The 12,651-nt window shown below is 71.9% G+C and carries 12 protein-coding genes; 4 read left to right on the top strand and 8 right to left on the bottom strand.

Annotated elements, in window-relative coordinates:
• Positions 1–32 precede the first annotated feature (32 nt).
• The 8 genes from ACJ512_RS07140 to ACJ512_RS07105 form a co-directional block, all read right to left on the bottom strand.
• On the bottom strand, positions 33–890 hold the full coding sequence (locus ACJ512_RS07140; protein WP_407686864.1) for a universal stress protein: 858 nt from the start codon (positions 888–890) through the stop codon (positions 33–35).
• 16 nt (positions 891–906) lie between these two features.
• Positions 907–1,677 (bottom strand): universal stress protein, encoded by a 771-nt coding sequence (locus ACJ512_RS07135; RefSeq protein WP_407686863.1) that lies wholly within the window; start codon positions 1,675–1,677, stop codon positions 907–909.
• Positions 1,678–1,798: 121 nt separating this feature from the next.
• A complete protein-coding gene (locus ACJ512_RS07130) occupies positions 1,799–2,767 on the bottom strand; it encodes a 1-phosphofructokinase family hexose kinase (RefSeq protein ID WP_407686862.1) in 969 nt (322 codons plus the stop codon).
• Complete coding sequence (locus ACJ512_RS07125; protein WP_407686861.1) at positions 2,767–4,809, bottom strand: erythromycin esterase family protein; 2,043 nt, start codon at positions 4,807–4,809, stop codon at positions 2,767–2,769. The genes ACJ512_RS07130 and ACJ512_RS07125 overlap by 1 nt, the downstream gene beginning before the upstream one ends.
• A 100-nt stretch (positions 4,810–4,909) precedes the next feature.
• Entirely contained in the window at positions 4,910–5,140 is a 231-nt protein-coding gene (locus tag ACJ512_RS07120; protein WP_407686860.1) for a hypothetical protein, read from the bottom strand.
• 206 nt (positions 5,141–5,346) lie between these two features.
• Positions 5,347–5,634 carry a DUF1918 domain-containing protein gene (locus ACJ512_RS07115; RefSeq protein ID WP_407686859.1) on the bottom strand — a complete coding sequence of 96 codons (288 nt, stop codon included), beginning with the start codon at positions 5,632–5,634 and terminating at the stop codon, positions 5,347–5,349.
• Positions 5,634–6,476: a universal stress protein gene (locus ACJ512_RS07110; protein WP_407686858.1), complete on the bottom strand. Its 843-nt coding sequence runs from the start codon at positions 6,474–6,476 to the stop codon at positions 5,634–5,636. The genes ACJ512_RS07115 and ACJ512_RS07110 overlap by 1 nt, the downstream gene beginning before the upstream one ends.
• 51 nt (positions 6,477–6,527) lie before the next feature.
• Entirely contained in the window at positions 6,528–7,508 is a 981-nt protein-coding gene (locus tag ACJ512_RS07105) for an Acg family FMN-binding oxidoreductase (protein ID WP_407686857.1), read from the bottom strand.
• 190 nt (positions 7,509–7,698) lie between these two features.
• Here ACJ512_RS07105 and acsA point away from each other — a divergent pair, with 190 nt between their 5' ends.
• From acsA to ACJ512_RS07085, 4 genes are read left to right on the top strand one after another with little or no spacing between them, the layout of a single operon-like run.
• Complete coding sequence (gene acsA / locus ACJ512_RS07100; protein ID WP_407686856.1) at positions 7,699–9,495, top strand: acetate--CoA ligase; 1,797 nt, start codon at positions 7,699–7,701, stop codon at positions 9,493–9,495.
• Positions 9,492–10,463 carry a pyruvate dehydrogenase (acetyl-transferring) E1 component subunit alpha gene (pdhA, locus tag ACJ512_RS07095; RefSeq protein WP_407686855.1) on the top strand — a complete coding sequence of 324 codons (972 nt, stop codon included), beginning with the start codon at positions 9,492–9,494 and terminating at the stop codon, positions 10,461–10,463. Before acsA ends, pdhA begins: the two co-directional genes overlap by 4 nt.
• Positions 10,460–11,437, top strand: coding sequence for an alpha-ketoacid dehydrogenase subunit beta (locus ACJ512_RS07090; protein ID WP_407686854.1), 978 nt, complete (start codon positions 10,460–10,462; stop codon positions 11,435–11,437). The genes pdhA and ACJ512_RS07090 overlap by 4 nt, the downstream gene beginning before the upstream one ends.
• Positions 11,434–12,645 carry a dihydrolipoamide acetyltransferase family protein gene (locus tag ACJ512_RS07085; protein WP_407686853.1) on the top strand — a complete coding sequence of 404 codons (1,212 nt, stop codon included), beginning with the start codon at positions 11,434–11,436 and terminating at the stop codon, positions 12,643–12,645. Before ACJ512_RS07090 ends, ACJ512_RS07085 begins: the two co-directional genes overlap by 4 nt.
• The last annotated feature ends 6 nt before the right edge of the window (positions 12,646–12,651 follow it).

Raw genomic sequence — 12,651 nt, 5'->3', positions numbered from 1 at the left:
CCAATATCCCATATCGCGACCGGCGGCAGGGCTCACAGATGCCGCCGATTGACCACCAGCAGCGAGCAGCCCGCGTCCTGCAGTCCCGCGGTGCCGGCCGGACCGACGAGTTCGGCGAGGCGCTGCCGGTTGCGGGAACCGACGATCGCCAGCTGCACCGGCCGGTGCCCGGCCACGTAGTCCAGCAGGCCACCCCGCGCCACAGCCGATTCCACCCGCAGGTCCGGGTAGCGCCGGGTCCACCGGGCCAGCCGGCGATCGAGGTCGGCCAGCGCCGAGCGGTCACCCTGCCCCGCTGCGCCGGCGATGTCGTCCGCTCTGCCGCGCACGACCGCGTGCAGGGCGGCGTCGCGCAGCCGGGCCTCGTCGACGGCGGCGCCCAACACGATCTCCGCGTCCTCGCTCTCGGCGGCCCCGCCGAGTTCGACCACGATCGCCGCGGCGGGACCGCTGGGCAGGCGGGGCTGCTGGGCCCGGACGATCGCCACGGGGCAGTGCGCCGACGTGGCCACCGCGGCGGCGGTTGAACCGACCCGGCCCGGCTGGAAGTGACGCAACCCGACCGCACCCACACACAGCAGGGCCGCCGACGCCGAGGCGCGGATCAGCGAGCGGGCCGCCGGCCCGTCGGTCACCCGGGTCTCCATTTTCGGCGGCGCGCCCGCGGCCTGGATGGCGGTGATCGCGTGGTTGACCGCCCTTTCCACCCTTTCCACCCTTTCCGCCCTTTCCGTGGCGTCCGGGACCTCGCCCGGCTCGACCGCACCGACCAGGCGCAGCGTGGCATCGCGGCTGACGGCCTCGTCGACGGCCCACAACGCCGCCCGCAGCGCCGCTTTCGAGCCGTCGACGCCGACCACGACCGACCGGGGCTGCGCGGACTCGTTCATAGCGGTCGTGGGCCGCCTACTGCCGGACGACGAGCACCGAACAGTCGGGGTAGCCGACGATCGGATGGCAGTTGGGGGTGGCGAGTCCGGCCATCTGTTCGGCGTCGGCACCGCCCACGACGGCCAGCTCGATTGCGGTGCCGTGGCTTTCGCCGGGCTTCGTCCCGGTGCCCGCCGCGACGGTCTGCACGGGCACGTCCGGGTAGCGCCGGACCCAGCTGTTCAGACGCCGGTCTATCTGCCGCACGGTGGCGTGGCGGAGGCGTCCCTCCTCCATCGCCCGGTGCACGACCTCGTCGTTGTCGGGATCGTCGTTGAGCACCACCGCGATCACGCCGATCTCTGTCGGGGAGCCGTCCGGATTGCTGCGGATGACGGCCACCGGGCAGCGCGCGTGCGCGACCAGGCCGGCAGCGGTGGGCCCCAGCAGGCCGTCGGCCGCCCACCCGCGCCGCGAGGTGCCCACGCAGACCACGGCCGCGTCCTGCGATTCGGTGACCAGGACCTGCGCGGGGTCCCCCGCGAGGATCGCCGTCTCGACCTCGACCGGTTTGCCCGAACTCCGCACGGCGGACTCCGCCTCCGCGAGCGCCGTTTCGCCGCGCTCGACCTCCCACTCGGAGGCCGTTTCGGACCCGGGTTCCGCGCCGCGACCCGCGACGACGTACACCAGCCGCAGCGGCAGCTGCCGGCTGCGCGCCTCGTCGACCGCCCACTTGGCGGCGTTGATCGCGGCCCGTGAGCCATTGATGCCCACGACCACCGACTTCGAGTCCAGCTCGTCCATGTCGGCTCCTGACTTGTTCCGTGCGTCCATGCCAGGCTATTGCGCCGCGGCCCGGTGCGGAGGGGCCGTTGGGCCCCACCTGCGATGCCGTTCGTCCTCGTACGGTGCGGGCCGGCGATGCTCAGACGTCCACTGGTTCGGCGGCGAGCGCGAAAAGCCTTTCCACGTCGGCCCGCTCGCACGCGGCGGTGCCGGGTGTCATCAGCATGGCCGTGCCCGCCGCGATGCCCAGCCGCACGGACTTGACGAGCGGCCATCCGCGACCGAGCCCCACCGTGATCGCGGCGACCATCGCGTCGCCGGCCCCCACCCCGCTCCCGCCGGACATCGGGATGGCGGCGAATCGCTGGCTCGCGTGCGCCGTCGCGAGCAGCGCCCCGCGGGAGCCCAGCGACACCAGCACGCTTCCGGCGCGACCGGTGTCGACGAGTTCGTGCGCGGCGGCGAGCTGGTCGGCCTCGGTCGCCAGCGGCCGGCCGACGCACTCCCGCAGCTCGCGCACGCTCGCCTTGAGCAGGAATACCCCCGAGGACACGTGCCGCAAGCCGCCGCCGGAGGTGTCCAGGATCAGGTTCACGCCCAGCTCCCGGCACATCCCGGCGACCCGCTGGTAGTAGTCGGCGGGGACGCCGGGAGGCAGGCTGCCGCTCGCCACGACGAAGCCGGCGGCCGCGGCCGCCGCGCGCAACTCGTCCAGGCACCAGGCCTGTTCGAGGTGGGACAGCCGGGGCCCGGGCAGGACGAAGCGATACTGCCGGCCGGTGCCGGTCTCGTTGACGGTGAAGCTCTCCCGCGTCGAGGTGCCGATCGCGACGCGCCGGTACGGCACCCCCGCCACGTCGAGCAGCGACGTCAACACGTCACCGGTCGGCCCCCCGGCCGGGAACACCGCCTCGACCGACGCGCCGAGCACGCGGGCGATGCGGGCGACGTTGATGCCGCCACCGCCCGGGTCGTAGCGCGGTGTGTCGCAGCGCAGTTTGTCCGTCGGCCGCACCGCGTCGACGCCGGTCGTGATGTCCAGCGCCGGGTTCATCGTCAGCGTGACGATCTGCGCGCGGCCCGGGGCCGGCCCGGCCGGTGGCTCCATCACAGGCCGCTCGGGTAGGTTTCCGGCGTCTCACCGGCGACCCAGACGCTCGTGGGCTCCAGGGGCTGCAGCGCCCGGGTCCTGTCGATGTGGATCATCGCGTCGAACTGGTCCGCGGGCCGCACGTGGAAGTAGTGGCTCTGCCGTTCGGTGGCGGGCAGGTAGATCACGCCGATGGCGCGGCCCAGCCGGACGGTGCTCAGCGGTTCGGCGGCGCCCGGGGTGATGCGGGCCGACACCAGGAAGGCGCCGTTGCCGGTCTCGTGCAGGAGTTCCTCGATGCTGCCGCCCAGCGCCGGCCGCACGGCCTTGCGTTCGGCGACGCCGCCCCACTCGCTGGCCGCGGTGACCGTGCCGGTGTAGGTGCTGAACCCGATGAGCCGCGACGCCTTGCCGTATCGCTGGCGGGCCAGTTGGCCCAGGGTGAGCTGCCCGTCGGCCCATACTTCGGTCGCCCGCGCGTCGCCGACGTGAGAGTTGTGCGCCCACACCACTATTCGCGCCGGCGGCACGTCGTGGTGGCGGTCCAGGTGTTCGAGCAGCGCATCGAGGGTCTGCGCCATGTGTTTGTCGCGCAGGTTCCACGAGGTGACGCGCCCGCTGAACATCGCGCGGTAGTAGACCTCCGCGTTGCGCACCGTCTGCGCGTTCTGCTGGGCGTAGAAGAGCTCGTCCTCGGCGAGCAGCCCGTCCATGCGGGCGTAGGCCAGCGCGTTGCGCTGGATGTCGACCAGCTGGTCGACGGCCTCCTTCTCGCACGACGGGCCCGCACCGAACGCCGCCGAGAAGCCGTACGCCTGCCCGTCGTCGGCCGAGGCGTGGTCGAAGCAGGCGTAGCGGCTGCGGGCCCGCGCCGCCGCCTTGGGGTCCACCCTGTCCAGATAGCCGATCACCTCGTGCATCGAGCGGTGCAGGCTGTACAGGTCCAGGCCGTAGAACCCGGCCTGCCGGCGCCCGTTGGACCCGTGGCGGCGGTTGCGGTCGCGCAGCCAGTCCACGAAGTCGCGGACGACGACGTTGCGCCACATCCAGGCCGGGAAGCGCTCGAACCCGCTCAACGCCTCGTCGGCGGTGGTGTCCTCGCCGGTGCCGTGCACATACCGGTTCACCCGGTAGGCGTCGGGCCAGTCCGCCTCCGCCGCGACGGCGCAGAAACCTTTCTCCTCGATCAGCCACTTGGTGATCTCCGCGCGGGCCTCGTAGAACTCGTGTGTGCCGTGCGAACTCTCGCCGATCAGCACCACCCGCGCATCGCCGATCAGCTCCTCGAGGGCGGCCAGCGGCGGGACGCCGCCGGGGGCGTCGATCGCCACGGCGGCGATCAGGTCGGCGGGGGTCTGCGCCGCAACGCTTTTCGCCGCCACTTCGGTGGTCGAGGTGGCGAGCAGCTGACGGACCTCGTCGTCGGTGACCTGCCGGAAGTCCCAGAACGACTCCCCGACCGCCAGGAACGGCGTCGGCATGGTCGCGCAGACGACGTCGTCGACGAGGCTCGCGAACTCCCGGACCGTGGACTCGGGGGCCGCGGGCACCGCGATCACGATCTGGGCGGGCTGCGCCTCCCGCAGCGCCTGCACGGCCGCGAACATGCTCGCGCCGGTGGCCAGGCCGTCGTCGACGAGGATGACGGTCCTGCCCGTCACGTCGACGGGTGGGCGTCCGTCCCGGTAGGCGATCTCGCGCCGGGCGAGCTCCCGGCCCTCGCGCTCGGCGATGTGGCGCAGCTGCTGCGGGGTGACCCGCAGCCCGCGCACGACATCGTCGTTGACCACGACACGGCCCCCGCTGGCCAACGCCCCCACGGCGAACTCCTCGTGACCGGGGGCGCCGAGCTTGCGCACGACGAACGCGTCCAGCGGGACGCGCAGCGCGGCCGCCACCTCCCACGCCACCGGCACCCCGCCGCGGGCCAGCCCCAGGACGATCACGTCCGGCCGGTCGCGGTAGGCGCTCAGGAGGCTCGCCAACACCCGGCCGGCCTCGCGCCGGTCGCGGAAAACCCGCCGCGGCGAGTGCCGGGCGACATCGGTTGCTCTGGTCATGGGGCACCGCTCCTGGGTCTGCGATCACCGTCGACGTCACCATCGACACATCCATCCGACCAGTCCGCCGGCGGCGGCGATAGGGACCGAAGTCCCGGGCTTACGCGCGCACCCCGATGTAGGCCATGACCCGGTTGAGGATGAGGTCGTATGCGTCGCCGTCCTCGGTGAGACGGGTGAGACCCTGGCGCCGGAGGAACCCGTCGAGACGCCGGTCCAGCGGCCAGTCGGCGTAGATGTCGTCGGCATAGTCCGAGTGCATGAACTGCCAGGCGAGCGCGTCGACGTCGGAGTCCGTCAGCAAGTGCAGACCGCTTACCGTAGGGGACATACGAATTTCCTTTATGTGCAGGGTGGTTTCATCATCGCGGCGGCGACCACCCCGCCCATAGGGCCTGAAGTCACCTGTTGGACCGTCTCAGGCTAGTGGGCCGGGCGGCGTCCGGCACGGGGCGCCGACAAACCGCGACATCGGCGTGTCCGGTTCGTTGTCAACCGTTGCGCGGCGACGCGCGTTCGGAATTCGCGACGCAGCAGCTAATCCGGGGCGCCGCCGCGACCGGCGTCCGCGCGCTGCCGGATGGCGGCCTGCACCGCGGCGTACCGCGACCGCGCCCGCTCGTCGGCGGCCCGCTGCTCTTCGGCCGTGACGACCAGCGCGTCGGGGCCCGGGTACACCGTCGCCTCCTCACCCGTGGCGAGCCAGCGGACGCGGTAGGGCGGCGCCCCGTCCGGCGCGCGCACGGCGGTGATCAACCCGCGCAGGTCGGGCTGCCCGACAGTGCCGCGCTTGACGACCAGCCAGTCGCCGACGCGGGCCTTCATCAGCGGCCCGGCCGCTCGGGCCCGACGACGAGCAGCGAGAAATCGCTGTTGCGCAGCGCGGGAGCGCCGTCCGGGCCGAGCAGTTGGCGCACCTCGGCGGTCCGGGCGGCGGAGACCATGACCAGCTGGACGAACGCGGCATGCTCGGCGAGGTAGTCCCGGAAGGGACCGTGCGGCACCGCGGTGTCGACGTGCACGTCGGGGTAGCCGTCCAGGCAGCGCACCAGGTGCGGGTCGAGTATCACGCCCGCGCCACCGCCGCCCGGGGCGCCACCCGGCGCCGCCTCGGTCACCACCCGCAGCCGGGCGTGCCGGCGCCGGGCCTCGTTGAGCGCGAGCTCGAGAACGTCGACGTCCTCGGGAGATCCGTCCACACAGGCGACGATCCAGCGCCGGTCGGCGCCGGCCGCGCCGTCGCGCTCACCCCTGACGATGGCGACCGAACAGTGCGCGGACTGCGCCACTTCCCTTGCGGTGGAACCCAACCAGCCCTCCGGATGCTGCGCGGCGCCGGTGTCCCCGACGCAGAGCAATCCGGTGGAGCGCGACGCCGCGACGAGCGTCGGCACCGGCTCGCCGTCGAGCACCTCGGTCTCGACTTTCACCGACCTGCCCAGGGCCTCGACGGCGCTGTACGCCTCGTGCACGACCTCCTCCGCGGCCGCCAATGCCGCCCTGGCTTCCAGCGGGCCGGCGCCGGGATCCGTCCGGGCGACATAGAGCAGACGCAGCGGGACATCGCTCCCGGCGACCTCGTCCACCGCCCACCGCGCCGCGCGAATCGCGGCCTGCGACCCGTCGACACCGACGACCACCGACTTGGGCGGGTATGAGTCGAACATCGTAAAACTCCTAGTTGTCAGAGGCTTTCGCGACTTTCGCGCGCCGGCGTTTCAGCCCCGCATTTCCAGCACGTCGCGCAACGGCCGGCGCGGCGTCGGCTCCGGGGGGCCGCCCGCGGGCTCCGCGCCGACCCGGATCAACACCTGCGGCACCATCGCCGGGTCGGCGAGGAGTCCCCGCACGATGTCCCGGCCGGCCTGCACCTCGGTGATGTGCGTGACCGTGCACGTCGCCAGCCCGGCCATGGTGCACTCCAGCAACACCGCCGACAGCGCCTCCCCGGCGCCGAGCCAGTCCGCGCGGGTGTCGCCGTAGCCGGACAGGACCACGATCTTGGCCTCGTCCTGGGCGGCCGGCGAGTCTCCGGCATGCCCGTCGGCGGGAAAGCGGCGGTTCACGTCGACGTCGCTACCCTGCGCAACGGAGGGCAACGCGCCCCCGGGTATCCCCTCGGATTCCCGCAACGGCGCCGTCCACCAACGCAATTCGTGGTGGTAGAGGTCGTCGTAGCGGCGCAGGACCTCGGTGAGCCGGGACGCCTCCACCAGGCGGGGCCGCGCCTCGTCGGACAGCACGTCCAGGGTGGCCAGGCCGGGGTCGAACGCGCTGCGCAGCGCGGGCTCGATCGACGCCCAGTCCTCGGGGGCGCCGAACGGGCGCCGGTCGGTCCGGCGCCGCGCCATCGCCGCGGCGCGGTCGCGCTCGGCGTCGGTGACGTAGTCGGCCGGGGCGAACCCGATCGAGGCGAGGTGGTCGAGGTTGTTGGGATTGGGAAACCGGTCGACCTCGGTGTCCCAGCCGGCGGCGAGCATCGCGTCGCGGAAGTGGTCGAGCACCGCCCCACAGCTGATGATCGACTCGCGGCCCGAGCTGTCGGTCGCGGTCACGATCCGGTGCGGGTCGGCGAACAGGTCGACGGCCGCGCCGCCGGCCACCCAGCGCCACGGCTGGCTGTTGTGCAGCGAGGGAGCGCGGCACGCCGACTCCACCGCGCCCTTGACCACCATGGTGTCGACCGTCGTCCCGACCATTCGTCTCCCCTGACTCTCACGTGTGACTTCGAGCCTCGGCCATACCGGCCGCCGATGCCAGGGTCCTTGGTCCCCGGGCCCCACGTCATTGGGCCCGCCCACGCCAGCCGATGACTTTCGTCTCTATCGTGGCGCGCGGCCGGCAGCAAACGATGATGGGCACGACCGGAAGAAAAGGGACAGTCCCCGCATGGATGTCATTCACAAAACCCCCGAAGACCTCGGCGTCCGGCCCAACTTCACCGACTACGAGCAGACGCGCGCGGACTTCCACTGGTCCGACGTGCCCGCGCTGTGCGAGGGCATGGGCGAGGGACGGTGCAACATCGCCTACGCCGCGGTCGACCGGCACGCGTCGGGCCCCGCCGCGAGGCGCACGGCGCTGCGCTTCGTCGCCGACTCCAACTGGGACGGCGTGCTGGGCACCCGAGACCTCAGCTACGCCGAACTGGCCCGGCTCGGCAAGCGATTCACCGCGGTGCTGCGCTCCCTCGGCATCAACAAGGGCGACCGCGTGTTCACGCTGATGGGCCGCACCCCCGAGCTCTACATCGCGATGATGGGCGCGCTGCGCAACGGCAGCGTCGTCTCCCCCCTGTTCTCGGCGTTCGGGCCCGAGCCCATCGCCACCAGGGTGAACATCGGGCAGGCCGAGGTGCTGGTGACCACGAGGGCCCTCTACCAGCGCAAGGTGGCCAAGATCCGCGACCGGCTGCCGACCCTGCGCCACGTCATCGTCGTCGACGACGACAAGACCGCCGGCCCGCCCGACGGGACGCTCGACTTCTGGCATCGGGTGGACGCGGCCGACGACGACGCGCCGATCGAGCCGACCACCGCCGAGGACCCGGCGCTGCTGCACTTCACCAGCGGCACCACCGGCACCCCCAAAGGCGCCCTGCACGTGCACGGCGCCGTCACCATGCACTACGTCACCGGGCTGTATGCGCTCGACCTGCACCCCGACGACACCTATTGGTGCACAGCGGATCCCGGCTGGGTCACCGGCACCTCCTACGGCATCATCAGCCCTCTGCTGCACGGGGTCACCTCGATCGTCGACGAGGCCGAGTTCGACGCGCAGCGCTGGTACCGGATCCTGCAGGACCAGGCCGTGTCCGTGTGGTACACGGCCCCGACCGCCATCCGGATGCTGATCAAGGCCGGCCCCGAACTGCCGGCGCGCTACCGCTTCCCGCGGCTGCGTTTCATCGCCAGCGTGGGCGAGCCGCTCAACCCCGAAGCGGTCTGGTGGGGAAAACGGGTGCTGGGCTTGCCGATTCACGACAACTGGTGGCAGACCGAGACGGGCGGCATCATGATCGCCAACACGCCCGCGTTCGACATCAGGCCCGGTTCGATGGGGCGGCCGCTGCCCGGCGTGGATGCCTGCATCGTGCGCCACGACGAGGACGGCACGACCACCGTCGTCGACGAGCCCGGCGTCGAGGGCGAACTCGCGCTGCGGACCGGCTGGCCGTCGATGTTCCGCGGCTACCTCAACAACGAAGAGCGCTACCGCAACTCGTTCGCCGACGGCCTGTACCTCACCGGTGACCTCGCGAAACGAGACGCCGACGGCTACTTCTGGTTCGTCGGGCGCAAGGACGACGTGATCAAGTCCTCGGGCCACCTGATCGGCCCATTCGAGGTGGAAAGCGCGCTCACCGATCACCCGGCCGTGGCCGAGGCCGCGGTCATCGGCAAGCCCGACCCGACGGTCGGCGAGCTGATCAAGGCCTTCGTCACGCTCAAGAACGGCGTCGTCGCCGACGAGGACCTGCGCCTGGAGTTGCTGGGCCACGCCCGCAAGCGGCTCGGGGCCACCGTGGCGCCCAAGGAGATCGAGTTCGTCGACGCGCTGCCGCACACCAGCAGCGGCAAGATCATGCGCCGGCTGCTCAAGGCCCGCGAACTCGGGCTGCCCGAAGGCGACACCTCCACCATCGAGCAACCCCACCGCCGCGCCGAGGGGGTGGCGTCATGACCGACACGAAGCTGGCGCACGAGTTGCTCTCGGACATGGTGCGCGTGCGACGCATGGAGGGGAAGTGCGCAGAACTGTACAGCGCGGCCAAGATTCGCGGGTTCCTGCATCTCTACGTCGGCGAGGAGGCCGTGGCCGCGGGGTCCCTGCGCGCACTGGCCGATGACGACGCCGTGGTGGCGACATACCGCGAGCACGCGCACGCGCTGCTGCGCGGCATCCCGATGACCTCGATCATGGCCGAGATGTTCGGCAAGCAGGAGGGCTGCTCCCGCGGGCGCGGCGGCTCGATGCACCTGTTCGACGCCGCCCGGCGGTTCTACGGCGGCAACGCGATCGTCGCCGGCGGCCTGCCGCTGGCGGTGGGCATCGCGCTCGCCGACGCGATGCTGCAGCAGAAGCGGGTGACCGCCTGCTACTTCGGCGACGGCGCCGTGGCCGAGGGCGCGTTCCACGAGTCGCTGAACATGGCCGCGCTGTGGCAGCTTCCGGTGCTGTTCTGTTGCGAGAACAACCTTTACGCGATGGGCACGGCGCTGGATCGCGCGCAGTCCCAGACCGATCTCACCGTCAAGGCGGCCGCCTACCGCGTTCCGACCCTGGCCGTCGACGGGATGGACGTCGAGGCGTGCCACACCGCCGCGCAGCAGGGCGTCGACCACGTCCGCGACACCGGCGGCCCGTTCTTCATCGAGTTCCGCACCTACCGCTTCCGCGCGCATTCGATGTTCGACCCGGAGCTGTACCGGGAGAAGGCCGAGGTCGAGCAGTGGCGCGAGCGCGACCCGATCCGGACATTCACCGAGCGCTGCCTGCACGACGGCTCGCTGACCGAGACCGACGTGAGCGCGATCGAAGAGGCGGCCGCCGGCGAGATCGAGGACGCCGTGGCCTACGCCGAGGCCGGAACCTGGGAGGACGCGGCCGATCTCGAGCGCGACGTGCTCACCCCGGGGGTGGCCCGATGAAGACCTCCTACCGGACCGCCGTCCACGACGCGCTGCGCGACGCCCTGCGCGACGATCCCCGTGTCCTGCTGATGGGCGAAGACGTCGGGCGCTACGGCGGGACGTACGCCGCGTCCAAGGGCCTGCTCGAGGAGTTCGGGCCCGAGCGGATACGCGACACCCCGCTCTCCGAGCTGGGCTTCGTCGGCATCGGCATCGGCGCGGCGCTGAACGGGTTGCGCCCGATCGTCGAGGTCATGACGGTCAACTTCAGCCTGCTGGCGCTCGACCAGATCGTGAACACCGCTGCGGCCCTTCGCCATATGTCGGGAGGACAGTTCTCCGTTCCGCTGGTGGTGCGGATGGCGACCGGGGCCGGACGCCAGCTCGCGGCCCAGCATTCGCACAGCCTCGAGCCCTGGTATGCCCACATCCCCGGCATCAAGGTGGTGGCCCCGGCCACCGTCGAGGACGCCTACGGCATGCTGGGCCCGGCGCTGGCGGACCCCGATCCGGTGGTGATCTTCGAGCACGTCCAGCTCTACAACACCTCGGCCGACGTCGAGGCCCTGGCCCCCACCGACATCGCCCGCGCCGCGGTCCGCCGCGCCGGGACCGACGTCACGCTGGTGACCTACGGCGGCTCCCTGCCGAAGACCCTCGACGCCGCCAACGAGTTGTCGCTGTCCGGAATCGACTGCGAGGTGGTCGATCTGCGGGTGCTGCGGCCGATCGACGACGACACCCTGCTCGAGTCGGTCCGCAAGACCCACCGCGCCGTCGTCGTCGACGAGGCGTGGCGCACCGGCAGCCTGGCCGCGGAGATCACCGCGCGGATCATGGAGGGGGCCTTCTACGACCTCGACGCGCCGGTCGCCCGGGTGTGCAGCGCCGAGGTGCCCATCCCCTACGCCAAGCACCTCGAGGAGGCGGCCCTGCCGCAGACCGCCGGCATCGTGGCCGCCGCGCAGAACCTGTTGGGTGACCGGTCGTGATCGAGTTCAAGATGCCCGCCCTGGGTTCGGACATGGACGAGGGCACGTTGGACGAGTGGCTGATCAAGCCCGGCGACAAGGTGACTCGCGGGCAGATCGTGGCGGTCGTCGAAACCGCCAAGGCCGCAGTCGAAGTCGAGTGCTGGCAGGAGGGCACCGTGGACGAGCTGCTCGTTCCGGTCGGTGAAACCGTGCAGGTGGGCACGCCGCTGGCGACCCTGCTCGAGCCGGGCGAACGCGCCGGGAAGAAGCCCCGCGCACAGCCCGCGCCGTCGGCGAAGGCGGCCGCGAAGCCGGCGGCGGCACCGGCGAGCGCTCCGGCGCCGACCGCCGGACCCGCGGCCGCACCCGCGCACCGGCGCTGGGTGTCACCGGCCGCCCGGCGGTTGGCCCAGTCGCTGGGCGTCGATCTCGACGCGGTGACCGGCACCGGCCCGCAGGGTGCGGTCACCATCAACGACGTCGAGCACGCGGCGGCCGCGAAACCGGTGGCACAACCCGTGGCCAAACCGGCGGGCAAGCCGACGGCCGCCGACCGCGGCGCGCAGATGCGCAAGTCGATCGCGGCCGCGATGAGCCGGTCCAAGCGCGAGATCCCGCACTACTACCTGGCCGACGAGATCCTGCTGCACAAGTCCCTGACCTGGCTGACGACGCGAAATGCGCAGCGCTCCATCGACGAACGGGTCCTGCCGGCCGTCCTGTTGCTCAAGGCCGTCGGCCTCGCCGCGCAGCGGTACCCCGAGCTCAACGGATTCTGGCGCGAAGACGGGTTCGAACCCGCGACCGGAGTCCATGTCGGCGTGGGCATCTCGCTGCGCGGCGGCGGGCTGGTCGCGCCGGCCATTCACGACGTCCCGGAGAAGAAGCTCGACGAATTGATGACCGACCTCACCGATCTGGTGGCGCGGGCGCGGTCGTTCTCCCTGCGCAGTTCGGAGATGTCGGACCCGACCATCACGGTCACCAACCTCGGCGACAACGGCGTCGACACGGTCTACGGCGTCATCTACCCACCGCAGGTCGCGATCGTCGGCTTCGGCAGGCCCGCCGAGCGGGTGTGCGTCATCGACGGTGGAATCCGGGTCGTCACCAGCGTGCACGCCACGCTGTCCGCCGACCACCGCGCCAGCGACGGTCACCGGGGCGCGTTGTTCCTCACCGCAGTCAACGAGCTGCTCCAGCAGCCCGACCTCCTAGAGAAGTGAAGCGCA

Origin of the sequence: Mycobacterium cajalii (genome assembly GCF_045809005.2) — a bacterium.
Classification (GTDB): Bacteria; Actinomycetota; Actinomycetes; order Mycobacteriales; family Mycobacteriaceae; genus Mycobacterium.
Note: the sequence above shows the minus strand (reverse complement) of the source record. Positions and strands in the feature narration are given on the sequence as shown.

Bases quoted from the DNA above. Each gene is read 5' to 3' on its own strand.
- ACJ512_RS07135 (WP_407686863.1), bottom strand. From the start codon at position 1,677: ATGGACGAGCTGGACTCGAAGTCGGTGGTCGTGGGCATCAATGGCTCA.
- ACJ512_RS07140 (WP_407686864.1), bottom strand. From the start codon at position 890: ATGAACGAGTCCGCGCAGCCCCGGTCGGTCGTGGTCGGCGTCGACGGC.
- ACJ512_RS07115 (WP_407686859.1), bottom strand. From the start codon at position 5,634: ATGAAGGCCCGCGTCGGCGACTGGCTGGTCGTCAAGCGCGGCACTGTC.
- ACJ512_RS07105 (WP_407686857.1), bottom strand. From the start codon at position 7,508: ATGGTCGGGACGACGGTCGACACCATGGTGGTCAAGGGCGCGGTGGAG.
- acsA (WP_407686856.1), top strand. From the start codon at position 7,699: ATGGATGTCATTCACAAAACCCCCGAAGACCTCGGCGTCCGGCCCAAC.
- ACJ512_RS07125 (WP_407686861.1), bottom strand. From the start codon at position 4,809: ATGACCAGAGCAACCGATGTCGCCCGGCACTCGCCGCGGCGGGTTTTC.
- ACJ512_RS07090 (WP_407686854.1), top strand. From the start codon at position 10,460: ATGAAGACCTCCTACCGGACCGCCGTCCACGACGCGCTGCGCGACGCC.
- ACJ512_RS07130 (WP_407686862.1), bottom strand. From the start codon at position 2,767: ATGGAGCCACCGGCCGGGCCGGCCCCGGGCCGCGCGCAGATCGTCACG.
- ACJ512_RS07120 (WP_407686860.1), bottom strand. From the start codon at position 5,140: ATGTCCCCTACGGTAAGCGGTCTGCACTTGCTGACGGACTCCGACGTC.
- pdhA (WP_407686855.1), top strand. From the start codon at position 9,492: ATGACCGACACGAAGCTGGCGCACGAGTTGCTCTCGGACATGGTGCGC.
- ACJ512_RS07110 (WP_407686858.1), bottom strand. From the start codon at position 6,476: ATGTTCGACTCATACCCGCCCAAGTCGGTGGTCGTCGGTGTCGACGGG.